Source organism: Actinoplanes sp. L3-i22 (genome assembly GCF_019704555.1).
In the GTDB taxonomy this organism is placed as follows: Bacteria; Actinomycetota; Actinomycetes; order Mycobacteriales; family Micromonosporaceae; genus Actinoplanes.
On record NZ_AP024745.1, the window covers coordinates 6259067 to 6281671 of the forward strand.

The 22605-nt window shown below is 71.3% G+C and carries 26 protein-coding genes; 9 read left to right on the forward strand and 17 right to left on the reverse strand.

Annotation, left to right across the window (positions count from 1 at the left end; all coding sequences use genetic code 11):
• Positions 1 to 55: 55 nt before the first annotated feature.
• Positions 56 to 988 carry a GlxA family transcriptional regulator gene (locus tag L3i22_RS28230; RefSeq protein ID WP_221320560.1) on the forward strand — a complete coding sequence of 311 codons (933 nt, stop codon included), beginning with the start codon at positions 56 to 58 and terminating at the stop codon, positions 986 to 988.
• Here L3i22_RS28230 and L3i22_RS28235 read toward each other — a convergent pair.
• The gene (locus L3i22_RS28235; RefSeq protein ID WP_221320561.1) at positions 930 to 2288 is read right to left on the reverse strand and encodes a nitrilase; all 1359 of its coding nucleotides are present in this window, start codon (positions 2286 to 2288) and stop codon (positions 930 to 932) included. The two genes, L3i22_RS28230 and L3i22_RS28235, sit on opposite strands and share 59 nt — an antisense overlap.
• Before the next feature lie 110 nt (positions 2289 to 2398).
• Between L3i22_RS28235 and L3i22_RS28240 the strand changes: the two genes are divergently transcribed.
• Both L3i22_RS28240 and L3i22_RS28245 read left to right on the forward strand, forming a co-directional pair.
• Positions 2399 to 3478: a sensor histidine kinase gene (locus L3i22_RS28240; RefSeq protein WP_255657189.1), complete on the forward strand. Its 1080-nt coding sequence runs from the start codon at positions 2399 to 2401 to the stop codon at positions 3476 to 3478.
• A complete protein-coding gene (locus L3i22_RS28245; RefSeq protein ID WP_221320563.1) occupies positions 3475 to 4140 on the forward strand; it encodes a response regulator transcription factor in 666 nt (221 codons plus the stop codon). Before L3i22_RS28240 ends, L3i22_RS28245 begins: the two co-directional genes overlap by 4 nt.
• Here the strand turns inward: L3i22_RS28245 and L3i22_RS28250 are convergent.
• The 4 genes from L3i22_RS28250 to L3i22_RS28265 form a co-directional block, all read right to left on the reverse strand.
• The gene (locus L3i22_RS28250; RefSeq protein WP_221320564.1) at positions 4095 to 4358 is read right to left on the reverse strand and encodes a hypothetical protein; all 264 of its coding nucleotides are present in this window, start codon (positions 4356 to 4358) and stop codon (positions 4095 to 4097) included. The genes L3i22_RS28245 and L3i22_RS28250 overlap by 46 nt on opposite strands.
• Before the next feature lie 94 nt (positions 4359 to 4452).
• Complete coding sequence (locus L3i22_RS28255) at positions 4453 to 4881, reverse strand: hypothetical protein (RefSeq protein WP_221320565.1); 429 nt, start codon at positions 4879 to 4881, stop codon at positions 4453 to 4455.
• Positions 4882 to 4940: 59 nt separating this feature from the next.
• Complete coding sequence (locus L3i22_RS28260) at positions 4941 to 5669, reverse strand: SAM-dependent methyltransferase (protein ID WP_221320566.1); 729 nt, start codon at positions 5667 to 5669, stop codon at positions 4941 to 4943.
• A 23-nt stretch (positions 5670 to 5692) separates the two neighbouring features.
• Positions 5693 to 6319, reverse strand: coding sequence for a TetR/AcrR family transcriptional regulator (locus tag L3i22_RS28265; protein ID WP_221320567.1), 627 nt, complete (start codon positions 6317 to 6319; stop codon positions 5693 to 5695).
• Positions 6320 to 6366: 47 nt separating this feature from the next.
• On the opposite strand from L3i22_RS28265, the gene L3i22_RS28270 reads away from it, so the two are divergent.
• Entirely contained in the window at positions 6367 to 7584 is a 1218-nt protein-coding gene (locus L3i22_RS28270; RefSeq protein WP_221320568.1) for an FAD-dependent monooxygenase, read from the forward strand.
• Here the strand turns inward: L3i22_RS28270 and L3i22_RS28275 are convergent, their stop codons facing one another.
• From L3i22_RS28275 to L3i22_RS28295, 5 genes are all read right to left on the reverse strand, one after another.
• A complete protein-coding gene (locus L3i22_RS28275; RefSeq protein WP_221320569.1) occupies positions 7585 to 7812 on the reverse strand; it encodes a hypothetical protein in 228 nt (75 codons plus the stop codon).
• 254 nt (positions 7813 to 8066) lie between these two features.
• Positions 8067 to 9188: a flotillin family protein gene (locus L3i22_RS28280; protein ID WP_255657190.1), complete on the reverse strand. Its 1122-nt coding sequence runs from the start codon at positions 9186 to 9188 to the stop codon at positions 8067 to 8069.
• A gap of 19 nt (positions 9189 to 9207) precedes the next feature.
• A complete protein-coding gene (locus L3i22_RS28285; protein ID WP_221320571.1) occupies positions 9208 to 9429 on the reverse strand; it encodes a hypothetical protein in 222 nt (73 codons plus the stop codon).
• A 111-nt stretch (positions 9430 to 9540) separates the two neighbouring features.
• Positions 9541 to 9894: a VOC family protein gene (locus L3i22_RS28290; protein WP_221320572.1), complete on the reverse strand. Its 354-nt coding sequence runs from the start codon at positions 9892 to 9894 to the stop codon at positions 9541 to 9543.
• Between the two features lie 42 nt (positions 9895 to 9936).
• On the reverse strand, positions 9937 to 11391 hold the full coding sequence (locus L3i22_RS28295; RefSeq protein WP_221320573.1) for a serine/threonine-protein kinase: 1455 nt from the start codon (positions 11389 to 11391) through the stop codon (positions 9937 to 9939).
• Positions 11392 to 11436: 45 nt separating this feature from the next.
• Between L3i22_RS28295 and L3i22_RS28300 the strand changes: the two genes are divergently transcribed.
• The 3 genes from L3i22_RS28300 to L3i22_RS28310 all read left to right on the forward strand — a co-directional run bounded on the left by L3i22_RS28300 (position 11437) and on the right by L3i22_RS28310 (position 14344).
• A complete protein-coding gene (locus L3i22_RS28300; protein WP_221320574.1) occupies positions 11437 to 11985 on the forward strand; it encodes an RNA polymerase sigma factor in 549 nt (182 codons plus the stop codon).
• 82 nt (positions 11986 to 12067) lie between these two features.
• The gene (locus L3i22_RS28305; protein ID WP_221320575.1) at positions 12068 to 13120 is read left to right on the forward strand and encodes a VWA domain-containing protein; all 1053 of its coding nucleotides are present in this window, start codon (positions 12068 to 12070) and stop codon (positions 13118 to 13120) included.
• A gap of 54 nt (positions 13121 to 13174) precedes the next feature.
• Complete coding sequence (locus L3i22_RS28310; protein WP_221320576.1) at positions 13175 to 14344, forward strand: glycosyltransferase; 1170 nt, start codon at positions 13175 to 13177, stop codon at positions 14342 to 14344.
• Between the two features lie 68 nt (positions 14345 to 14412).
• On the opposite strand, the gene L3i22_RS28315 is transcribed toward L3i22_RS28310, so the two are convergent.
• The 4 genes from L3i22_RS28315 to L3i22_RS28330 form a co-directional block, all read right to left on the reverse strand.
• On the reverse strand, positions 14413 to 15846 hold the full coding sequence (locus tag L3i22_RS28315; protein ID WP_221320577.1) for a hypothetical protein: 1434 nt from the start codon (positions 15844 to 15846) through the stop codon (positions 14413 to 14415).
• Between the two features lie 368 nt (positions 15847 to 16214).
• The gene (locus tag L3i22_RS54420; RefSeq protein ID WP_221320578.1) at positions 16215 to 17180 is read right to left on the reverse strand and encodes a GlxA family transcriptional regulator; all 966 of its coding nucleotides are present in this window, start codon (positions 17178 to 17180) and stop codon (positions 16215 to 16217) included.
• Positions 17168 to 17794 carry an HD domain-containing protein gene (locus L3i22_RS28325; protein ID WP_221320579.1) on the reverse strand — a complete coding sequence of 209 codons (627 nt, stop codon included), beginning with the start codon at positions 17792 to 17794 and terminating at the stop codon, positions 17168 to 17170. The genes L3i22_RS54420 and L3i22_RS28325 overlap by 13 nt, the downstream gene beginning before the upstream one ends.
• Positions 17795 to 17868: 74 nt before the next feature.
• On the reverse strand, positions 17869 to 18552 hold the full coding sequence (locus L3i22_RS28330; protein WP_221320580.1) for a TetR/AcrR family transcriptional regulator: 684 nt from the start codon (positions 18550 to 18552) through the stop codon (positions 17869 to 17871).
• A 77-nt stretch (positions 18553 to 18629) separates the two neighbouring features.
• Between L3i22_RS28330 and L3i22_RS28335 the strand changes: the two genes are divergently transcribed.
• Positions 18630 to 20141 (forward strand): MFS transporter, encoded by a 1512-nt coding sequence (locus L3i22_RS28335; RefSeq protein WP_221320581.1) that lies wholly within the window; start codon positions 18630 to 18632, stop codon positions 20139 to 20141.
• 45 nt (positions 20142 to 20186) lie between these two features.
• Here L3i22_RS28335 and L3i22_RS28340 read toward each other — a convergent pair whose 3' ends face one another.
• Genes L3i22_RS28340 through L3i22_RS28350 form a run of 3 tightly spaced genes read right to left on the reverse strand, consistent with a single transcriptional unit; the run spans position 20187 to position 21988 of the window.
• Positions 20187 to 20588, reverse strand: coding sequence for a hypothetical protein (locus L3i22_RS28340; RefSeq protein ID WP_221320582.1), 402 nt, complete (start codon positions 20586 to 20588; stop codon positions 20187 to 20189).
• The gene (locus L3i22_RS28345; protein WP_221320583.1) at positions 20585 to 21091 is read right to left on the reverse strand and encodes a GNAT family N-acetyltransferase; all 507 of its coding nucleotides are present in this window, start codon (positions 21089 to 21091) and stop codon (positions 20585 to 20587) included. The genes L3i22_RS28340 and L3i22_RS28345 overlap by 4 nt, the downstream gene beginning before the upstream one ends.
• Before the next feature lie 33 nt (positions 21092 to 21124).
• Complete coding sequence (locus L3i22_RS28350) at positions 21125 to 21988, reverse strand: aldo/keto reductase family oxidoreductase (RefSeq protein ID WP_221320584.1); 864 nt, start codon at positions 21986 to 21988, stop codon at positions 21125 to 21127.
• 72 nt (positions 21989 to 22060) lie between these two features.
• Here L3i22_RS28350 and L3i22_RS28355 point away from each other — a divergent pair, with 72 nt between their 5' ends.
• Positions 22061 to 22462 (forward strand): helix-turn-helix domain-containing protein, encoded by a 402-nt coding sequence (locus L3i22_RS28355; RefSeq protein ID WP_221320585.1) that lies wholly within the window; start codon positions 22061 to 22063, stop codon positions 22460 to 22462.
• Positions 22463 to 22605 lie beyond the last annotated feature (143 nt).

Sequence of the window (22605 nt, forward strand, 5' to 3'; positions counted from 1 at the left end):
CTGGATTGCCCACCTTCAACGGGTTCTGGCCAGGCGGCGGGTTAGGCTCGGCGGCATGCACATCGTGGCGGTCCTCGCGCTCGACAAGGTGATCCCGTTCGACCTGGCCACGCCGATCGAGGTGTTCGGCCGGGTGGGCGGGGAGCGCTACGAGGTGCGGGTCTGCGCGCCGGCCGAGACGGTGGACGCGGGGACGTTCACGCTGCGGGCCCGGTGGGGGCTGGACGCGCTGCTCGACGCGGACACGATCATTCTTCCGGGCTGTGCGGACGTGGCCATGGTCGTACCGGAAGAGGTTTTGGATCATGTCCGGAAGGCCGCCGCGGGCGGCACCCGCATCGCCTCGATCTGCGCCGGCACGTTCATCTTCGCGGCGACCGGGTTGCTCGACGGGCTGCGGGCGACGACGCACTGGCTGGCCGCGGCCGAGCTGGCGGCGCGCTATCCGGGGATCACCGTCGACCCGGACGTGCTCTATGTGGACAACGGGCAGTTCCTGACGTCGGCGGGGGCGGCGGCCGGGCTCGATCTGTGTCTGCATCTGATCAGGCGGGACCACGGGTCGGCGGTGGCCGCCGACGCGGCCCGGCTGTCGGTGATGCCGCTCGAACGGGAGGGCGGGCAGGCGCAGTTCATCGTGCCGGCGCAGCCGCCCACGCCGCGCGGGTCGGCGCTGGAGCCGCTGCTGCGGTGGATGCAGGAGAACACCGACGTCGAGGTGACGCTCGGTGACCTGGCCGCGCGGGGCGGGATGAGCGTCCGGTCGCTGAACCGCCGGTTCCGCGAGCAGACCGGGACCACGCCGCTGCAGTGGCTGCTGCGGGCCCGGATCCGGCGGGCCCAGCACCTGCTCGAAGCCACCGATCAGCCGGTCGAGTCGATCGCCGGGCAGGTCGGTTTCGGATCGCCGACCGCGTTCCGGGACAGGTTCAAGCGGATCGTCGGGACGAGTCCGCAGAGTTACCGAACCGCCTTCCGGCAGCGCTGACCACACCGATCAACAACACGATCAAAAACCCGTCCCCGGTACGTGTGTAGACCGTCCCCCGCCCCGCCGAACCCACCGTGACCAGCAGCTCCGCGTCCCCCGCCACGGCTTCGCCGACGATCCGGCCGGTCGGATCGGAGACCGTCAACCGGCCGGACGCGGCCGAGCGCACCACGGTCATCCCGCTCTCGACGCCCCGGACCACGGCCATCCGGCTGTGCAGCCACCCGTCCACGGTGAAGTCCAGCGCGGGCACCAGCATCACCGTCGCGCCCGCCGCCCGATAGCCCCGGACCAGCCCGGGAAAGTCCAGGTCCTTGCAGATCGCCACGCCGAGATGACCGTCAATGATCAGGTCGTCGTGTCCCGGGACGAGCCAGTCCTCCAGACCCGGGATCAACTTCTGCTTCGCGTACGTCGTCAACGGGCCGAGCACGATCGCCACGTTCCGCCGATCCAGCACCGCGCCCACGATCACCCGCGCCCCGACCGGCCGGAACGCCTCGATCAGCACCGGCAGTGTCACGCCGGTCAGCCGGAACACCTTCTCCGGCAGCACGATGACGCGCGCGCCCCGGGCGGCCAGTCCGGTCGCCCGGGCGGCGTAGCGGGCGAGCAGCTCCCGGCCCGGCGGCTGATCGATCGGCAGACCGTCCTCGGGCTGCGCCAGGGCGACCAGGCCGACGGTCAGCCCGGCGCCGGCCGGCGGGCGGCTCAGGGACCAGCCCGCCCAGCCGCCGGTCACCACCGCGAGCGCGAGCAGGCAGGCCACCGCGGGACGGGGCGACCGCGGGACGGCGGCGAGCGCGATCGGCACCGCGAGCAGCAGATGGGTCACGCCCCAGATTCCGGTGAGGGCGGCCAGCTGGACGACCGGCCGCACGTCCGCCTGGGTGTAGGCGAGACTCCACCACGCGCCGTTCGGCAGCAGGCGGGCGACCGCGTACTCGCCGAACACCCAGAGCGCCGGGACGACGAGCACCGCGGTCACCGTCCGTCCGCGCCGGAGCAGGGCCCGCGCGGCCAGCACGGTGCCGACGGCCAGGGCCGCGCCGAGCACGACGACCCCGGCGACCATCGGGACCGGGATGCGCAGCGTCCGGACGTAGTAGCCGGCCACGTCGACCTGCCCGATCAGCCAGGCCACGGCGGTCGCCGCCGCCACCGCCCGGGGACCGGCCCGGCCGGGGACCAGCAGCAGCGGCAGCGGGGCGAGCCAGGTCAGGGCGGCGATCGGGTGCAGTCCGGTGCCACCGGACCACAGCAGGCCGCTCAGCAGGGCGGCGAGGATTGTCAGCATGCCCCGAGCGTGCGGCGGACGGGGTGGGCGGCGGATCGCCGTACCGAAGGATGTCGATCTGGTCCTCCGGAGGGAGGCGCGGCGGCGCCGAACCGGTCGATACTGCCCGGGTGAAGCGGTACGTCAATCTCGCCGTCACCATCGCCGCGGTCCTCGCCACCGTGCTGCCCGCCCTGGCCGGCGGCCCGCGCGCCTGGTGGGTGCTGCCGCTCGCGCTCGCCTCGTCGGTGCCGGTGCTGTGGCGGGACCGCGCGCTGCTGCCGGTCGGCCTGCTCGTCGGCACCGCGACGACGGTCTCCGCGTCGCTGGGCGCTCCCCCGCTGTTGCCGGTCGGGCCGCTCGTCTGCCTCTACACATTCGCGGCGCGCTCGGCGTTGCCGGTCCGGCTGCTCGGGCTCGGGGTCACCGCGGCCGGCCTGCTCGTCTCGGTCCTCCACCCCCGTCCCGACCTGGAGGTTCTGCGCTACCTCGCGGTCGCTTACCTTTTCGCGTACGCGTTGGGCACCAGCACCCGGGCACGCCGGAACCAGGCCGCCGCGCTCGCCGAGCGCGACCGGCGGATCAGCGGCGAACGTGCGGCGGCCGTGCTGCGGGAACGCACCCGGATCGCCCGCGACCTGCACGACATCGTCACGCACGCGGCCGGGATCATGATCGTGCAGGCGGAGGCGGGGCCGTTGCTGGTCCGCAGTGATCCGGAGCGGGCGGATGCGGCGTTCGCGGCGATCGCGGCGACCGGGCGGGACGCGGTGGCGCAGTTGCGGCGGGCGGTCGGCAATCTGCGCTCCCCCGTGGACGACTCGTTCGAGCAGCCCGGATTGGCGCAGATGCCGACGCTGATCGACCGGGTCCGGGCGGCCGGGATCGCGATCGAGTACCACATCTCGGAGATGTCGTACCCGGTCACCGCGGATGTCGGGGCCGCCGCCTACCGGATCACGCAGGAGGCCCTGACCAACGTGGTCCGGCACGCACGCGCGAGATCCGCGCGGGTGGTCCTGGACCGCCGGGGCACCTCGCTGTCCCTGTCGATCACGGACGACGGCCGCGGGGACGGCCTCGACCCGCCCGGCTTCGGCATCCTCGGCATGCGCGAACGCGCCCAGGCCTGCGGCGGCACCCTCCGGACCGGGCCGCTGCCGGACGGCGGCTTCCGGGTCACCGCGACTCTCCCGGCCGCGGCCCGATGACGCGCGTGCTGCTCGCCGACGACCAGGAGCTGTTCCGGGCCGGGTTCGCCACGATCCTCGGCGCGGAACCGGACCTGGAGATCGTCGGCGAGGCCGCCGACGGGGCGGCCGCCGTCCGCGCCGCCGTGGAGTTGCGCCCCGACCTGGTCCTGATGGACATGCGCATGCCGGTGCTCGACGGGGTCGAGGCCACCCGCCAGGTGTGCGCGCGCACGGACAGCCGGGTCCTGGCCCTGACCATGTTCGACACCGACGACTACCTGTACGCCGTGCTGCGCGCCGGGGCCAGCGGCTTCCTGCTCAAGGACGTCCCCCGGGCCGAGTTGGTCAACGCCGTCCGGGTGGTGGCGGCCGGCGACGCGCTGCTCGCCCCGGCGGTCACCGCCCGCGTCCTCGGCGAGCTGCACCGCCGCGGCCACCCGGACCCGGCCCTGGCCACCGCCGTCACCACGCTGACCCCGCGCGAGACGGACGTGCTGCGCCTGATCGCCGCCGGGCTGACCAACGCGGAGATCGCCGCCCACCACCACCTGAGCGAGCACACCGTGAAGACCCACGTCGGCAACCTGTTCACCAAGCTGGCCCTGCGCGACCGCGCCCAGGCGGTGATGATCGCCTACGAGTCCGGCCTGGTCGTCGCCGGGCAGACACCGCTGCCATGAATGACCGTGGTCTGCAGCACCTTGCCCGACTCGACGTCGATCATGACCATCGCCTCGGCCGCGCCCAGGCACGGTCGCGGCGCGAGGGGCGGCGCGCTGTTCTCGCCGGGCAGGCTGAGCAGGAGAAAGCCGGCCGCCGCCAGGATCAGCACTCGCGGACTCCACCGGACGGGCTCCGGATCGACCGGGCGCACGGTGTCGAGATCGATGACAGGCACGCCCGGATCCTAGGCACTCAGGTCCACCCGGCCGTGCGGGCACCACTCCACGGGCGCATCAGGGCAGGCCCGCGGAGTCGCGCCCGGCGCCGATCTACTCCTCGGCCTGGTACTCCTCGACCTTCTCCACCGGCCAGCCGATGAACTCGGCGATCTCCTCCGGGTCCGCCTCGTCGGACAGCACCCAGTCCTCGACCGCGTTCGCGAGGCCGTCCGGGAGGCCCGGCGCGGCCACGTACGCCAGCTCCTCGTCCTCGAGGATCCGGTCGTGGTGGATGAACTTGTCGTCCGGGTCGAGGTCGGCGGCGGCGGTCTCGTATTCGTCGAGGCCGCCCTCGCCGGCCGCCAGGATCTCGTTGGTGCGCCAGTCGATGATGTCCCAGCCGTCCTGGCCGATCTGACCGCCGGTGATGATCCGGTGGCCCTGGGCTTCGAGTTCCTCGATGCGGCGCCGGGTCTCGGTGAGACTGGCGTAGTTGGCCTCGAGCACGTTCTTGACGTGCTCCTTGAGAAGGTCGCTCACGGGCGTGGAGCCTATTGCCTCGCCGGCCCCTGCCGGCGACCACCCCGGTGACCACGCCGTCAGCCCTTGCGGGCGACCGCCCCGTACGCGTCGATGAACTCGCCCTCCGCCCGCCAGCGCGTGATCGGCACCAGACCGGGCTCGACCAGCGTGAGACCGTCGAAACAGCCGGCCAGTTCGTCCGGACTGCGCAGAATGTACGGCACCCCGCCACTCTCCGCGAGCCGCTTCGCCCCCTCGACCACGGACGGTGTGGTGTTCGTCCCGTCCCACAGCACCAGGTGGCTCCCCGGCGCGGTCGCCCCGAACGTGTCGTCCACGATCGAGCGCAGCACGTCCAGTGACGGCTCGTAGCCGAGCACGCCCATGAACATCACCGCGACCGGCCGCGCGAAGTCCAGCGTCTTCGCCGCCTCCGCCAGGATCCGCTCCGGGTCGTGGTAGTCCGCGTGCACGTAGAAGCCCGCCTGCGCGGTCACCAGCGGATCGTTGTCGACGTAGACGACCTTCGCGGCTGGGTCGACGCCGCGCGCCACCTCGTGCGTGTTCTGCATCGTCGGCAATCCGGTGCCGATGTCCAGGAACTGGCGGATGCCGGCCTCGGCCGCCAGGAACCGCACCACCCGGATCAGGAAACGCCGCGACTCGCGCGCCATCACCACGATCTCCGGGTACACCCGCGCGACGGCGTCACCGGCCGCGCGATCGGCGGGGAAGTTGTCCGTGCCACCCATCCAGTAGTTCCAGATCCGCGCCGCGTGCGGCACGTCCTCCCGCAGCTCAGTCATGGACCGGATTCTATGGACGGAACTCAGCGCGGGGTATAGGCGCGCAGGAACGCCCGGACCCCCTCGATCACCAGATTCCGGACCCCCTCGTCCCCGGCATCGGGAATCACCGTCGACCCGTGCCGGTTGAGCACCACCCCGAAGGTCAGCGCGATCAGGTGGTCCGCCGCCAGCCGCGGGTCCGGCGCGACCAGCAGCCCGGCCTCGTCCAGCTCGCCGATCCGGGCGGCCACCGCGTCCTCCGGCGCGTCCTTGAACGGCGCCTCGCTCAGCCGCCCCTCCCCGCCGAGGAGCTTCAGCAGCGTCAGGTAGTCGGCCGAGCCGAGCATGTCGGTGACGATCCGCAGCGAGAAGCCGACGAACGCGTCCTGCAGCTGCCCCGGCTCGGTGACCCGGGCGAGCGTCGCGTCCAGGGTCCGCCGGACGGTGCCGACCAGCGAGTCGGAGATGTCCGTGACCACGGCCTGGAGCAGCGTGTTCTTGTCGCCGAAGTAGTCGTAGACGGTTCGCTTGGAGACACCGGCCCGGGCGGACACGGCGTCCACGCTGGTCCGGTCGAAGCCGTCGCTGAGGAACAGGTCACGGGCGGCCGAGAGGATCGCGGCGCGCTTGGCGGCGGACCCCTCCCGCAGCGTCTTCGTACTTGGCACGGAACGAAGCTTACCGCTACTACACTGCACGGTGTAGTGTCGTCGGCATGAAGGCACTCATCTCCGGCGCCAGCATCGCCGGGCCCACGCTGGCCTACTGGTTGCACCGCTACGGCTGGGAGGTGACCGTGGTCGAGAAGGCCGCCGCCGTCCGCGCCGGTGGCTACCCGATCGACATCCGCGGCACCGCGCTCGGCGTCCTCGACCGGATGGGCGTGCTGCCCGAGGTCCGCGCCGCGCACATCGACACCCGCCGGCTCACCTTCGTCGCGCCCGGCGGCAAGGTCGCCGGCCGGGTCAGCGCCGAGCAGCTCACCGGCGGCACCGCGGGCCGCGACCTGGAGCTCCCCCGCGGCCGGCTCACCACGATCCTGACCGCCGCGATCCGCGACGACGTCGAGTGGATCTTCAACGACTCGATCGCCGACCTCGACGACCACGGCACCGGCGTCGCGGTCACCTTCGCGTCCGGCCGCACCGGCAGCTACGACATCGTCGCCGGCGCGGACGGCCTGCACTCCAACACGCGCAAGCTGGTCTTCGGCCCGGAGGACCAGTTCAACCGGTACCTGGGCTACTGCTTCGCCGGCTTCACCATCCCGAACGACCTGGGCCTCTCGCACGAGGGCCTGACCTGGTCGGCGCCCGGGCGGATGGCCGCGATCTACGCCCCCGGCTGCACCGATACGCTGCACGGCTTCCTGATGACCAGGCGCCCGCAGCCGCCGCTCGCCGAGCTCGGCGACGCCGCCGCCCAGCGCGCGCTGATGGCCGAGGTCTTCGCCGGCGACGGCTGGCTCGTCCCCAAGCTGCTCGACGGCATGCGCGCCGCCGACGACGTGTTCTTCGACGTCACCAGCCAGATCCACCTGCCGTCCTGGTCCCGCGGCCGGGTCGTGCTGACCGGCGACGCCGCCCACGCCCCGTCGTTCTTCTCCGGCCAGGGCACCAGCATCGCCCTGGTCGGGGCGTACCTGCTGGCCGGCGAACTGGCGACGGCGACCGACCACACCGCGGCCTTCGCCGCCTACGAGCAGAAAACCCGCCCTTTCGTACGGATGAATCAGGCGCTCGCCGACACCGGCGGCACCACCCTGGCCCCGTCGACCGCGCGGGCCCTGTGGCTCCGCAACAACGTCCTGCTGAAGCTGGCCCCCCTGCTCGCCCGGACCGGCCTGCTCGGCCGCTCCGCCCGCAGGGCCGCCACCGCTCTGACCCTGCCCGACTACCCGGTCCCGGCGCCCCATCCGGCCCGATCGCGCTGATCAGAAGCGGGCCTTCTCGCGGGCGGGCAGATACTCCCAGGCGGACGGATCGGGTTCCGGGAGAAAGACCGGACGGGTCAGCGCGAGATCACCGGCCCGCTGCGCCCGAAGAATCAGCCCGAGCCCGGGCAGCCCCGAATTCCCGTCGGGGTCGAAACACAGCATCGCGTCGTGTTCCTCGGCATAGGCGGCAATCCCCTCCTCGGTCCGTGACGGCGCCCCGCCCACCAGCCTCGTCGCGCCAGGTCACCGATCAGGCCGGCGATCCCGGCGTGGTTGATCAGCACGTCCGGGCCGCCGCACCGGGTCCGCACCGCGCCGCCGCCGCCGCCGAGTCGTCGGAGGTCACGTCGACGGTCACCCCGTCGACGCCGAGGGTCCCGGCGGCCTGCCGCGTCCGGCCGGCGCCGCGCGGTGGACGAAGAATGCGGCCTCCCCCGGCGGAGACGTGGTGTCCGCCGGGGAAGACCTCCGATGATCTTCTAGGCGACGGATTTCGGGGCGATCGGGGCGACCGCGTTGCCGGGGCGGTCGGACTCGGCGCGCATGCCGCCGCGGATCGTCTCCAGCATCGTCATGCCCTGCGCGGCCAGCGACGCGACCACGCTGTTCAGGCCCTCGGCACCGTCCAGCACGGTGACGTTGGCGCCCCGCAGCCCCTCGGCGGCGGCCCGCATCATCTCCGGCAGCTTGTCGATGATGGCCTGGTCCAGGGCGATCCGGTCCTGGGCGGCGGCCGCCTCGGCGGAGAGCTTGGTGGCGTCGGCGTCGGCGCGGGCCAGCGCGCGGATCCGCTCGGCCTCCGCCTCGGCCGGGCGGACCACCTCGGCGATCAGCTGGGCCTGGCGCAGCTCGGCGTTGCGCTGCGCGACCAGGGCCTGCTCGGTGATCACCTCCTGGGCGGCGCGGGCCGCGGCGAGCGGGCCGGACTGGGCCGCGGTCTGCTGCGCCTGATCGATCTCGGCCTGGTACTGCGCCTGGGCGATCGCGGTCTGCCGCGCGTACTCCGCCTGGTGGCGGATGCTCTCCTGCTGCGCCATCGCGCTCTGCCGGTCGGCGGCGGCCTGGGCGACCTTCGCCTCCTGGTTGACCCGCGCCTGGTGCGGGGCGGCGAGCGCCCGGATGTAGCCGACGCCCTTGTCGTCGATGCTGCTGATCTGCAGCGAGTCGACGGCCAGGCCGATCCGGGCCATCTCGGTCTTGCTGGCGTCGACGATCGCGTCGGCCAGGGTCTGCTGCTCCCGGATGATCGACTCGACCGTCATGCTGCCGATGATGCTGCGCAGGTGGCCGGAGAAGATCCGGCCGACCAGCGTGGACATCTGCCCCTGGTCGCCCTGGAACCGGCGGGCGGCCGCGGCGATCGACTCGTGGTCGTCGCCGACCTTGAACGCGATCACCGCCTGCACGGACAGCGTCAGGCCCTGCTGGGTGTAGCAGTCCTCGACGACCTCGGCCTCCTGCATGGCCAGGGTGAGCCTGGTCGCCTTGGAGAAGATGGGCACGACGAAGACGCCGTGCCCGGTGACGATCTTGAACGGCAACGCGTCCGCACCCCGCTGCTTGCGACCACTGATCAGCAGCGCTTCGTTGGGGGCGGGCACCCGATAACCGAACATGTTCCTACAGCCCTTCTTCGGTGGGCCATGGCTCGACGTCGATCTGGCGCGATCCACGGTTGTGGATGACGAGGACCTCGGCCCCCGCGGGGACCGGCTCGGGGGCGTACGCCAGGTAGTAGTGGGCCATGCCCGCGACCAGCAGCCGTACCTCTCCCGCGCGCTCGCCGCCACGGATCGGAATGATCACCATTCCGATCCGGCCGACCAGTGTCTCCCTCGTCACGACTGCATTGTGCTCCCGCCACACGAGCCCCTGCTGCCCCGGCTTCCGGGGAAGCGTCACCGGCCGGGCAAACCCGCGCCCGGGCTGATCGAATTCGGGCAGGAAGACCGGCTAGGACCCGGCCTCGACCGGGCCGCCACCGAAGCCGATCTCATTGCCGTCCGGATCAAAAAAGATCGCTTTGCGTACGCCGTTGCCATACGTCTCGCGCTCGGCCGGTTCCAGGCCCCGCACCGCGATGTCGGCCAGGCGCGAGTCGAAATCCTCGCAGAACAGCGTCTGCAGGCCGTGCCCGGCGTCCTTGGGGCGCAGCTCGACGTAGACGTACCGGTGCTGGGCGATCTCCCAGACCGCCTCCCGGTCGTTGGGCAGGAACGCGGGCTCGGCGCCGAACAACTGCTCGTACCACGCGACGGCCCGGACGTAGTCGCTGACCGGTATCCCGGCGAACAGTTCCACGGTCATCGGGTCAGCCTCCGGCCTTCGCGACGCTGGCGTCCATGCTTCTCACCCTATCGGTTCGGTGTGGACGGTGAGCGAGTTCAGCGCCTCGGTCCAGACCTCGTCGCCGTACGGGGGAACGAATTTGATCTCGACCGCGACCACGAAGCGGTGATGACCCGGCCAGCCGTAGGCGTAGCGCCAGCGGACCCCGCCCGGGCACCGCCACTCGCCCTGCACCCCGGTCAGGCCGAGCCGGTCGAGGCGGAACGGGCTGGTCCCGGCGGCGGTGCAGCCGGTCGGGCCGAAGTAGTCGCGCATGTACTCCGGGGTGAATCGTCCCTCCTTGACGACCCGGGCCGAGGCGCCGGCGAACAGACCGGGGACGGCGGCGTCGGTGAACCAGTCGCTGACGTTCGGCGAGGCGTTCATGCCCGGGCCGACGTCGACCTTGTTGTAGAACGGGGCCTGACCGGGGTGCCAGCCGTTGCCCCAGTGCTGGCCCCAGGCGGCCGGGACGTGCACCGACAGGCTCCTGGTGTCGTCGAGGAAGTCGACGTAGTCGACCTTCGGCGCCGCCCCGGCCGCCGGCGCGTCCGCTGTCCGATCCCGGTGCAGCACCGCCAGCAGCCCGGCCACGAGCAGGGCGACGAGCACCAGGCCGAGCACCGGCGCCAGCAGCCGGTGCCGCGGGCGGTCGGCGGCGACCGCGGTGTCCAGGCCGTCGAGCCACGCGGCCGCCGAGGCCGGGCGCGCGGACGGCGCCGGGGAGAGCCCGGAGAGGATCGCCCGCCGGACCCCCGGGCGGACCGACGTCTCGTCGTCCAGCTCCCCGGCCGACGGCGGGCGCCCGATCAGCATCCGGGCCAGCAGGGCGCTGCACGCGTAGACGTCGGCGCGCTCGTCGACCGCGGCCGCCGCGTCGGACTGCTCGGGCGCCATGTAGCCCGGCGTGCCGACCGGCAGGCTCAGCCCGGTGGCCCGCGCGCTCAGGTCCTTGGCCAGCCCGAAGTCGCCGAGGACCAGGCGCTCGTCGGCGGCGAGCAGCGGCGCCGCGTGCACCGGGGCGGCGCCCGCGTCGCCGGCCGGGTCCGCGAAGATCAGCAGGTTGGCGGGCTTGACGTCGCGGTGCACCACGCCGGCCTCGTGCACCCGGCGCAGCGCCAGCGCCACCTCCCGGGCCACCGCGAACGCCGCCCCGGCCGGCACCGGACGGCCGGCCGCGAGCCGGTCCTCCAGGGTGCCGCGATCCGCGTACGGCATCACGAAGTACGGCCGCCCGTCCGGCACCTGCCCGATGTCGTGCACGCCGACCAGCCGGCGCCCGCCGATCCGGCGCAGCAGGCGGGCCTCGTTCAGGAAGCGCTCGCGGATGTCCGGGTCGAGCGCCCACCGCTCGGCGAGCACCTTGATCGCCACGGGGGACTCGAGATCGTCGTCGACGGCGAGGAACACGTCGGCGAACGCGCCGTTGCCCAGCCGGCGCATGATCCGATAACGGCCGATGAATTCGATCTCCACGCTCCCCCGTCGCCATTTGAATACCGCCGGTTATACCATTTCCGGATGCCGCACGACGATCTCCAGGAACTGGCGGAACGGGCCGCCGCCGGGTCCCGCCGGGATCTTCAGGAATTGCTGCACGAGATTCATGTTCGACGGCTCGCACACGGCGGGGCCCGGCGGGTGCTGGCCGACGCGGCGGACGTCGACGACGCCGCCCAGGAGACCCTGATCGCGGTGGCGCGCGGGATTCACACCTTCGAGGGACGGTCCCGTTTCTCCAGCTGGCTGCACCGGGTCGCGGTCAACGCGGCGCTCGAGGTGCTGCGCCGCAAGACCCGGGCCGGCGTGCCGGCCGACGAGGTGCCGGAGACCGGGGCGCTGCGCCGGATGAGTTCGGTGGCGGCCACCCGGATGGACGTGGAAAATGCGCTGAACCGATTGCCCGAGCAATATCGGGAGGCATTGCGACTGCGCGAGTTCGAGCAACGGTCGTACGAGGAAATTGCTGATCTTCTGCATCTCCCGGTCGGCACCGTGCGCTCCCGGATTTCCCGCGCCCGTCGCCTGATCGGGGTTTATCTGAATCTGACGCCCGGTTTGCCGGAGTAAGCGATTACTGAGAGCGCACGGTTGCGTGCGCAATGTAACGGGAACATCACGGGCCCCTGCCGCCGGCATGGAAGGAGCTCTGGTGTCGGTCAGCTGGCCCTGGGCCCTGTACGCACTCCTCGCCGTCCCGCTCCTGCCCGCCGCCCGCTGGTGGTTCCACCGCCGCCGCCGGCGCGCCGCGGTCCTCGTCTCCAGCGTCGCCCTGATCCGCGCCGCCCTGCCCGCCCGCAGCGCGTGGCGGCGGCGCGTCCCGGTGGTGTTGTTTCTCGCCGGGCTGTTCGCGCTGGCGGTGAGCGTGGCCCGGCCGCAGGCCACCGTCGCGGTGCCCCGCGACGACACGTCGATCCTGCTGGCCATCGACGTGTCCGGGTCGATGTGCTCGACCGACGTCGCCCCCAACCGGCTCGCCGCGGCGATCGGCTCGGCCCGCGACTTCATCGCCCGGACCGACAGCCGGACCCGGATCGGGCTGGTCGCGTTCTCCGGGACCGCCGGGCTCGCCGTGCCGCCGACGACGGACCGCAAGCAGCTGCTCGACGCGGTCGGGAAGTTCCGCACCGCCCTCGGGACCGCGATCGGCGAGGCGATCCTGACCTCGATCGACGCGATCGCCGAGGCCAACCCGGCGGTCGCGCCCCGCGGCGTGGAACTGGCCGCGTCCGGCACCGGCGGCTTCGAGCCGGACACCATCGTGGTGCTCACCGACGGGTCGAACACCACCGGCGTGGATCCGCTCGTCGCCGCCGGCCAGGCGGCGGCGCGGCACCTGCGGGTCTTCACGATCGGCTTCGGCACCACCCACCCGGGCCCGATGGTGTGCGATCCCGGTCAGCTCACCTCGGGCTCGTTCGGCGGCGGGCCGGACCCCGGCAGCGGCAGCGGCTACGGGCAGTCCCTGGAGATCGACGAGCGGTCCCTGATCCAGGTCGCCGAGACGACCGGCGGCCGGTACTTCCGCGCCGAGGACGCCGGTCAGCTCGACCAGGCGCTGGGCGGACTGCGCCGGGAGATCGGCCTGCACCGGGAGCGGACCGAGACCACCGTGTGGTGGCTGCTCGCCGCGACCGTGCTGGTCCTGACCGCGATCACGCTGTCGCTGTGGTGGAGCCGGCCCGCGACCCCGCGCCGCCGATGAGGAAGTGAACTACACTCCCGGCGTTCGGTTCCGCGATCCTCGGAGTTGCCCGGCATGTCCCTGTACAGCACCCAGCGCCTTCATGCGCTCCGCATGATCGTCACCGGAGGCGGGACCGGCGGCCACACCTACCCCGCCCTCACCACCGTGCACACCCTGCAGGCCCGGCTGGCCGAGACCGGCACCGCGCCCGAGCTGCTGTGGGTCGGGGTGGCCAGTGGCCTCGAGGCCACCGTCGCCGCCCGCAACGACATCCCGTTCAAGCCGATCATCACCGGCAAGCTGCGCCGCTCGACCAGCCCGCGCGACCTGGCCCGCAACTTCGTCGACGCGTTCCGGATCCCGCTCGGCGTGGTCCAGGCCGCGTTCACCGTCGCGCGGTACCGGCCCACGGTCGTGCTGAGCACCGGCGGCTTCGTCTCGGTGCCGATCGGGCTGGCCGCCCGGCTGTTCCGGGTTCCGCTGCTGATGCACGAGCAGACGCTCAGCCTCGGGCTGGCCAACCGGATCCTGGCCACGGTCGCCACCCGGATCCTGCTCAGTCACGAGGCGTCGCTGGAGCGCCTGCCGGCCAAGGCCCGCAGCCGCGCGGTGGTCACCGGCAACCCGGTCCGGCCCGCGGTGCTGCGCGGCGACGCGGCGAAGGGCCTGGCCGCGTACGGCCTCGACCCGGCCGTCCCGCTCGTGCTGGTCACCGGCGGCGCGTCCGGGGCCCAGCAGGTCAACCGGATGCTCAGCGGGGCGCTGGCCGAGCTGCTGCCGTACTGCCAGATCGTGCACCAGTGCGGCGGCCTGAGCCTGGCCGAGATGCAGGAGGTGGCCCGCGGCCTGCCCGCCCACCTCGCGCACCGCTACCAGGTGTACGACTTCATCCACGACGAGCTGCCCGACCTGCTGGCCGCCGCGACCGTCGTCGTCGCGCGCAGCGGGGCCGGGACGGTGGCCGAGCTGACCGCGCTCGGCAAGACCTGCGTGCTGATCCCGTACCCGTACGCGGCCGGCGACGAGCAGCGGATCACCGCCCGGCACCTGGCCGCCCGCGGCGCCGCCGTGGTCCTGGACGGCGACGAGGCCACCCCGGCCCACCTGCGCGACACGATCGGCGGCCTGCTCTCCGACCCGCGGCGGCGCGCCGAGCTCGGTCAGGCGGCCGCGGGCCAGGGCCGCCCGGACGCCGCCGACCAGGTCGTCACCGAACTGCTCACCGCCGCGGCCAACGCCTGATCCGCGGCTGCTCCGGCCAGGCATTTACTTGCGGCCGAGGATCTTTCGGCAGCCGACCCAATCGGCATCTACAGCGGGAGCAGCGTCCACATCCCGTCATTTTCATTGACGAAGGTGGTGGGCACCTCAAGCGTCCGCTCCTGATACGCCGACGACCGCGAAGCAATATGCACCTCAACATTACCGCTCGGCGTATTCGCAGTCTTAATGAAAACCAGATCCTCATTCGGCAGAAGCTGCCACACCCCATCATCCTCGTTCACAAAAGTAGTAGCCACCTCAAGCGTCCGCTCCTGATACGCCGACGACCGCGAAGCAATATGCACCTCAACATTACCGCTCGGCGTATTCGCAGTCTTAATGAAAACCAGATCCTCATTCGGCAGAAGCTGCCACACCCCATCATCCTCGTTCACAAAAGTAGTAGCCACCTCAAGCGTCCGCTCCTGATACGCCGACGACCGCGAAGCAATATGCACCTCAACATTACCGCTCGGCGTATTCGCAGTCTTAATGAAAACCAGATCCTCATTCGGCAAAAGCTGCCACACCCCATCATCCTCGTTCACAAAAGTAGTAGCCACCTCAAGCGTCCGCTCCTGATACGCCGACGACCGCGAAGCAATATGCACCTCAACATTACCGCTCGGCGTATTCGCAGTCTTAATGAAAACCAGATCCTCATTCGGCAAAAGCTGCCACACCCCATCATCCTCGTTCACAAAGGTAGTGGCCGTTTCCAGCACACGCTTGAGGTAGCAGGTCGCACCCGATGCCAGATGAACCTCGACATGATCGCTAGGAGTATTGCCCGCCTTGATAAAGCCAAGGGTGCCCTTCACCGCCGGCCTGATCACCGTCGTGGGTCTTCTCAGCCACGCTTCGCATGCGATCGCATTCAGCGATGACGCGTCCAGGACTCCGATGGAGTTCCAGGTAAAAACAGAATAACCGGCCGCAGTTCCATCTACCCCGGGTGGGACATTCACACCTAACTGCTGAGCCAGCCAAGCCAGCGATCCGAAGCCGCAGAGTGAAACGCAATGGTCATAGTTGCTGTCAGGCTGGAATCCTGTGCCGAACCACCCCGACCGGCGATCAGCAGCCGCCCAGGCAGCCTCGATCTGGTGCCCTGCTAAACAAACCTTGACAGGACCCTCCGCAATTGCATTCTGAAGAGTCGCAGGATCTAAGAATGCCACGTACCGATAAGGGCCGTCATCGTAGATCACGGAATCGCCCGGAAATCCGTCGATCTGCATCCATGTCAAAACATCGGTATTAGAGGCAATGTCGAGTACGCCATGACCGCTCGCCCAAGATATGACATCGTCATCCGACACGAAAATCTCGGGAGACTCGCATGCCTTGGCGAAAGCTTCCTCGGCACTGACACAGTTTTTGTGGATGTCGTTACCCCACCAAGATATCCTTTCGGGCTTTGTGATGAAATTCTCGGGCGCCACGGCGGACGGAATGTAGGTCAGCGCGGCGTCAATCACGGTACGAGGCGACGGCCGCGCGCCGCGTCTGGGTGACCGGTCCGGCATTCTGACTCCCTTGCCTCAGGACATGTGCGAGAGATCCCCAGGATCGCCGCCCCGAACCGACCAGATTTCCGGTAAGCCGAGAATCCACCGAAAGAGTCGCAGATCTCCCGAGGCAAATGAATGCTATTCGCCAAGATCCAGTTGAGTTCGACACCCCAAAGCCCTTGCACGATGCACTGAATCGGCTTTGTTCACGCGATCAGCCGATCAACGTCGTCGTTTCCTGCCGGCCTCGGCCTACGCACGCCGCTCCTGGACACCAGGCGCACCGACACGCCCGGGCTGGCCGGGCAATTCGGTTGATCAATGCCGCCGCAGCATCAGGCGGTTCCGGTGGTGCGGAAGCGGGCGCGGTAGGTCGTCGGGGAGACGCCCAGGTGCTGGTGGAAGACGCGGCGCATGGTCTCGGCGGAGCCGAAGCCGGCCGCCGCCGCGACCGCCTCGACCGAGTCGGCGCCTTCCAGCAACGCCTGGGCGGCCTCGACCCGGATCGACTCGACGTACCGGCCGGGGCTCAGGCCGGTGTGCGTGCGGAACAACCGGGTCAGGTGGCGCGGGCTGACCCCGGCCCGGGCGGCGAGCCGGTCGGTGGTGTGGTCGGCGGCCGGGTCGCCGGTGACCGTGTCCAGCGCCGCGCGCAGCACCGGATGCTCGGTCTCGCGGACGCTGAGCCGGGCGCTGAACTGGGACTGCCCGGCCGGCCGGGCCAGGAACACGACCAGGTGCCGGGCCACCTGCCGGGCGATCCCGGCGCCGTGGTCCGCCTCGACCAGGGCGAGCGCCAGGTCGATCCCGGCGGTCACCCCGGCCGAGGTGAAGACCCGGCCGTCGCGGGCGAACACCGGGTCGCTGTCGACCCGCACCGCCGGATAGGCCCGGGCCAGCTCGCCGGCCAGCTGCCAGTGCGTGGTCGCCCGGCGGCCGTCCAGCAGCCCGGCCTCGGCCAGCAGGAACGCGCCCGCGCACACCGACGCGACCCGGCGGGCCCGCGGCGCGAGCGCGTGAACCAGGGCCATCGACGCGTCGTCGCGCACCGCCGCGCGCCAGTCCGAGCGCCCCGGCACGACCAGGGTGCCGAGGCGCCGCGGGTGGTCCGGCGCGGGGCCGGCGCCGAGGCGGACGCCGGACGAGGTGGTCACGTCGGCGCCGGTTCCGGAGATGACCCGGACGTCGTAGGCCGCGCCGAACCCGTTGGCCGTGGTGAACACCTCGGCCGGGCCGGCGACGTCGAGGAGCTGGACGCCGTCGAATGCCAGGAGCGCGACGAGATGGGCTACTCGGGCCACGGGGAGTCCTGGATCGTCCGTACAAAATCGGTCTTTGGGAAGTCGGGCACGAAGTGCCCCAGGACGTCGGCCTTGACGGTGCCGAAGGTGGTCGCGGGCTTGGGCGCGACCCCGGCGGTGAAGGCCGCCAGGATGCGGCGCTTGAAGTCCGGCCGCGGGTGCAGCGCGGTGATCTCGGCACGCTCCTCCGGAGAGATCAGATCAAAATCCATTCCCAGTACGTCGTACTCCACGCCCGCCGTCACCAGCGCGACCTCGGGCTCCAGGAACTGCGGCACCCCGGGCGTGGTGTGCAACGCGATCGCCAGCCAGACGCGCCGGACGCTGTCCTCGGGCACGCCGCGCGCCTGCAGGAACCGCCGCGCCTCGTCGGCGCCGTCCACCTCGAAGCGCCGCCCACTGGCGTGGAACCGCTCGCCGAGGCCGAGGTCGTGGAACATCGCACCGACGTACAGCAGCTCGGGGTCGAAGCTCAGGTCCCGGTTGCGGCCCTGCCGGGCGCCGAACAGGTAGACCCGGCGGGAGTGGTGGTAGATCAGCTCGGGGGTGGTGTCGCGGACCAGCTCGGTGGCCTCGCGGGCGAGCTGGGTGTCCGGCACGTCGATCATCGTCATGCGTCGAGTCTTCGGTGCGGCGCGGTTCGCGGCCATGTCCCCGCGGACGAGCATCCCACAGATCCGGCCACGGCTCAGCCGGTCGGATCCTGCGCCCGCAGCCCGTCCAGGAACAGGTCGACGCCGGTGATGAACTGGTCGCGGTCGTTGTGGTCGCCCAGCTCGGCGGCGATCCGGGTGATGAACGGGAACCTGGCCGGGTCGAGGGCGGCCCAGCGCTCGGCCTCCTGCCCGAGGTGCTCGTTCCGGTTCACGCCCGGCTCGACCGTGGTGGCGCGGGAGCTGTCCTGGGCGGTCACCCCGGTGAGGTAGAGGAACAGCGCGGTGGCGGCGGCGAAGTGCCGCCGGGCGGGCAGCGACGTCTCGGCGATCAGCGAACCGACCCGCTCCAGCAGGAGCAGCGCGCTGGGCATCGAGTGGGCCGCGACGACGTGCGGCGCCGCCCAGGAGTGGTCGTCCAGGACGTCGTACATGGTCAGCAGGAGCGTGCGCAGCCGGGTCTCGGCATCCGTTCCGGGCTCCGGGCTAAGCGTCGCGAGCGCGTCGCCGATCACCTTGTCGGTGGCGAACAGGATCAGCTCGTCCTTGTTCGCGACATGCCAGTACACCGCGCCGGCTCCGGTCTGCAGCCGCTCGGTGAGCAGCTTGAACGTGAAACCCCGCTCGCCGTGCTCGTCGAGCAGCTCGACCGCGGCACGGACCACGACGTCCTTCGAGAGGGCGTCGGTGCGGCGACCCCGGCTACGTGTCTGTGACATGACCACATCTTGACATGGACTGGAACGGCATTCCAGACTGTAGGCGTAATGGAACGTCATTCCAGAAGGAGGCTCGTATGAGTGCCGACGTCCTGGAGGTGCCCGTAGCGACGACGGCGCGCTCCGCCACCTCACTGCGGGCCGTCTGGCCCGCCATCCTCGGCCTGTCGGTCGTCTTCCTGGTGGAGATGCTCGACAACACCGTGCTCAACGTGGCCCTGCCGACCATCGCCCGGGAGCTGAACGCGTCCGCGTCGGCCCTGCAGTGGATCACCTCGGGCTACTCACTGCTCTTCGGCGGCCTGATGATCGCCTTCGGCGCGATCGCCGACCGGTACGGCACCCGCAAGATCATGCTGATCGGCCTGACCCTGTTCGCCCTCGCCAACCTGCTGGTCCTGTTCGTCACCACCCCGGGCCAGCTGATCGCCGTCCGGGCCGCGATCGGGATCACCGCCGCGATGACCGCGCCCGGCACCATGGCGCTCTGCTTCCGCCTGTTCGACCAGGAGAACCTGCTGATGCGGGCCACCTCGCTGATCGTCACGGTCGGCCTGGTCGGGATGGCGACCGGCCCGACCCTCGGCGGCCTCGTCCTGCAGGTCCTGCCGTGGCAGACGCTGCTGGTGATGAACGTGCCGATCGCCCTGCTCGCGATCGCCTGCATCCGCTTCGGCATCCCCGCCGACGACCCGGCCAAGCGCAACCCGTCACCGCTCGATCTGCCCGGCGCCCTGCTCGGCACGACCACGATCGTCCTCGCGCTCTGGACCGCCACCCTCGCCGTCGAGGACGGCTGGACCTCGTCCACCCCGTGGCTCGCCGGTGCCGGTGCGGTGCTCGCCGCCGTCGCGTTCGTCGTCCGGGAGCGCACCACCGCCCACCCGATGTTCGACTTCGCGCTGCTCAAGCGCCCGGCGGTGTCGGCCAGCCTGGCCTACGAGGCGTCGCTCGGCCTCGGCATGGCGGTGATCGGCTTCACCGTCACGCTGCAACTCCAGCTGGTCTGGGGCTGGTCTCCGGCGCAGGCCGCGCTCGGCAACCTGCCGCAGGTGGTGGTGATGCTGGCGATCGGCCCGTTCGTCGAGAAGATCGTCGACAAGCTCGGCACCAACCGGGCCGCCGTCCTGGGCGCCTCGTCGTTCCTGGCCGGCCTGCTGATCTACGGCGTGCTCGGCCGGCAGAACTACGTGTGGATCGCGATCGCGCTCGCCCTCACCGCGGCCGGCATGCGGGTCGTCGCCACCATCGCCGGGGTGACCGTGATGCGCGGCCTCCCGGAGGACCAGACGTCGATCGGTGCGGCGATGAGCGACACCAGCCAGGAGGTGGCCAGCAGCGTCGGCATGGCGGTCACCGGCACGATCGTGGCCGCGGCCCTCGGCGGCTCGCTGATCACGATCGGCGCCGGCGCGGCCGGCGCCCACACGTTCGAGAACGCGGTCACGACGGCGACCCTGGTGCTGACCGGCCTGTGCGCGGCCCTGATCGTCTGGGCGGCCCGCCGCGCCGCCAAGGCCCCGGCCACCGCCCTCGCCGCCACCGCCGACTCCGACGACTCCGTCGCCGCTCCGGCCCCGGCCGCGTAGCCGGACCGCACCGATCGATGCCCGCGGCCGGGTCGGCCGCGGGCATCAGCCGTTCGCGGAGTTCACCACCCGCTCCCACTCGCCGAGCAGGCCGTCGGCGAGCATCCGGTCCAGGACGCCGGACTCGATCTCGCCGATGTCCTCCCCGGCCAGCGCGACCATCAACGCCACGTCGTGGTCGGCCGAGATCCGGCAGGCGGCGCCGAGCAGCTCTTTGACCTCGTCCAGGTGCGCCCGGTCCACCTCGCGGTCCAGCTCCGCACCCCACGGCGGCCGAGCCGTGTAGATCGACAACACCAGCCCGTCGGCGAACCTCGGCGGGCCCAGGACCCACGATCGCCGCCCGGCGAGCTCGTCAGCGGCGGCCCGCAGCGCGTCGGCGACCGCCGGCGGCAGCGGCCCTTCCACCGTGACGAACAGGCGATCGATCGGATGCTCGTCCCTCATCGGAGCACCACCGGGCGCTCGAACCAGGTGGAGCTGATGGACCGGTCGCCCTTGACCGCATAGCCGGTGAACGTGCCGACGATCGTGAACCCCCGCGACAGGTGCAGCCCCACGGACGCGTCGTTCGGCAGGGCCACGGCCGCCACGACGCGATGCGCCCCGGTGCCGGACAGATCGGCCAGCAGCCTGTCGTAGAGCCGCCCGCCGAACCCCCGGCCGACCGCGTCGGGCGCGAGGTAGACGCTGGTCTCCACCGTGTGCCGGAACGCCGGGTGCGGCCGGTACGCGCTGCTGGTGGCATACCCGACCACCCGTCGCCCCGCAGCCGCCACCAGCAGCCGATGCGCACCGACCGGGGAATACGCCGACCACCAGGCGCGGCGCTCGGCCAGGCTCACCTCGGCCTCGTCGAAGGTCGCGTAGCCGTGCCGCACGTGATGGTTGTAGATGTCCAGCAGGGCCGGCAGGTCGTCCTCGACCCCGGCCCGGAGATCGACGGTCACCCGCCGCATTCTCCCGGACCGGCCGGCCGGATGTCAGCCGGCGATCTTGTCGAGTTCGGTGAGGTCGTCGTCGGTCAGGGACAGGGCCGCGCCGGCGATGTTCTCGTGCAGGTGGGCGACCGACGAGGTGCCCGGGATCAGCAGGATGTTCGGGGAGCGCCGCAGCAGCCAGGCCAGCGCGACCGAGATCGGCGTCGCCTCCAGCCGGGCGGCCACCGCGGACAGCGCCGACGACTGCAGCGGGCTGAAGCCCCCGAGCGGGAAGAACGGGACGTACGCGATGCCCTGCCCGGCCAGCGTGTCGATCAGCTCGTCGTCCTGCCGGTGGGCCAGGTTGTACCCGTTCTGCACGCACACGATCGGCCCGATCGCCTGTGCCTCCGCGACCTGCTCCGCCGTCGCGTTGCTCACCCCGAGGTGCCGGATCAGACCGTCGCGCCGAAGCTCGGCCAGCGTCGAGAACGCCTCGGCGAGCGACCCCGGCTGCGGCCCCTCGGCGTTGCCCAGCCGCAGGTTGACCACGTCGAGCACGTCCACGCCGAGCGTCGTGAGGTTGTCGTGGACGGCCCGGCGCAGGCTCGCCGGATCCCGGGCCGGCGGCCATCCGCCCTGCTCGTCGCGGACCGCGCCGACCTTCGTGACGATGTGCAGCGACTCCGGGTACGGATGCAGCGCCTCCCGGATCAGCCGATTGGTGACGTGCGGCCCGTACGCGTCAGCCGTGTCGATGTGCGTGATGCCCCGCTCGACCGCCGAACGGAGCACGGCCAGGGCACCGTCGTGGTCGGCGGGCGGCCCCATCACCCACGGGCCGGCGAGCTGCATGGCGCCGTAGCCGAAGCGGCTGACGGTCAGGTCGCCGAGCGTCCAGGCACCACCGGGAAGAGAAAGGTTCATGCGCTTCACTCTGGTGGGGTAACTTCCTGTTGGGAAGTAGGCACCTCAAAGTGCGTAGCCAGGGAGCGACCGATGACGACACCCCGGACCAAGGCGGAGTACGACGCCTTCCTCGCCGTCTGCCCCAGCCACAAGCTGCTGGAACGGATCTCCGGCAAGTGGGTCACGCTGATCCTGACCGCGCTCGGCAGCGGCCCGGACTGCACCGGCGACCCGCGCCCGATGCGCTACTCGGAGCTCGCCCGCCTGCTGGCCGGCGTCAGCCAGAAGATGCTCACCCAGACGCTGCGCAACCTGGAACGCGACGGCCTGGTCAGCCGCACGGTCACGCCGACCGTGCCGGTCACCGTCACCTACGAGCTGACCGGCCTGGGCCTGTCGCTGCACCGGATGATGCGCGGCCTGAAGTCCTGGGCCGAACACCACATGGACGACGTCGCCGCCAACCGTGCCACCTACGACGCCTCCGTCTGACCCCGTTCACGACCGAAAAGACCGATCAAGACCTGATTCGGTACGACCTCCGCCCCGTCATGCGGCACTCGCCCCGGCCGGATACAACGGTTGGGTCACGTCCCCCCGCGGCCCGGCGCCCTCCCCCGCGATCGATCGGTGCG

Excerpts from the sequence above, each read along its gene's own strand:
- L3i22_RS28230 (WP_221320560.1), top strand. The coding sequence starts at position 56 with ATGCACATCGTGGCGGTCCTCGCGCTCGACAAGGTGATCCCGTTCGAC.
- L3i22_RS28235 (WP_221320561.1), bottom strand. The coding sequence starts at position 2,288 with ATGCTGACAATCCTCGCCGCCCTGCTGAGCGGCCTGCTGTGGTCCGGT.
- L3i22_RS28245 (WP_221320563.1), top strand. The coding sequence starts at position 3,475 with ATGACGCGCGTGCTGCTCGCCGACGACCAGGAGCTGTTCCGGGCCGGG.
- L3i22_RS28260 (WP_221320566.1), bottom strand. The coding sequence starts at position 5,669 with ATGACTGAGCTGCGGGAGGACGTGCCGCACGCGGCGCGGATCTGGAAC.
- L3i22_RS28270 (WP_221320568.1), top strand. The coding sequence starts at position 6,367 with ATGAAGGCACTCATCTCCGGCGCCAGCATCGCCGGGCCCACGCTGGCC.
- L3i22_RS28290 (WP_221320572.1), bottom strand. The coding sequence starts at position 9,894 with ATGACCGTGGAACTGTTCGCCGGGATACCGGTCAGCGACTACGTCCGG.
- L3i22_RS28300 (WP_221320574.1), top strand. The coding sequence starts at position 11,437 with ATGCCGCACGACGATCTCCAGGAACTGGCGGAACGGGCCGCCGCCGGG.
- L3i22_RS28310 (WP_221320576.1), top strand. The coding sequence starts at position 13,175 with ATGTCCCTGTACAGCACCCAGCGCCTTCATGCGCTCCGCATGATCGTC.
- L3i22_RS28325 (WP_221320579.1), bottom strand. The coding sequence starts at position 17,794 with ATGACGATGATCGACGTGCCGGACACCCAGCTCGCCCGCGAGGCCACC.
- L3i22_RS28330 (WP_221320580.1), bottom strand. The coding sequence starts at position 18,552 with ATGTCACAGACACGTAGCCGGGGTCGCCGCACCGACGCCCTCTCGAAG.
- L3i22_RS28335 (WP_221320581.1), top strand. The coding sequence starts at position 18,630 with ATGAGTGCCGACGTCCTGGAGGTGCCCGTAGCGACGACGGCGCGCTCC.
- L3i22_RS28340 (WP_221320582.1), bottom strand. The coding sequence starts at position 20,588 with ATGAGGGACGAGCATCCGATCGATCGCCTGTTCGTCACGGTGGAAGGG.
- L3i22_RS28350 (WP_221320584.1), bottom strand. The coding sequence starts at position 21,988 with ATGAACCTTTCTCTTCCCGGTGGTGCCTGGACGCTCGGCGACCTGACC.
- L3i22_RS28355 (WP_221320585.1), top strand. The coding sequence starts at position 22,061 with ATGACGACACCCCGGACCAAGGCGGAGTACGACGCCTTCCTCGCCGTC.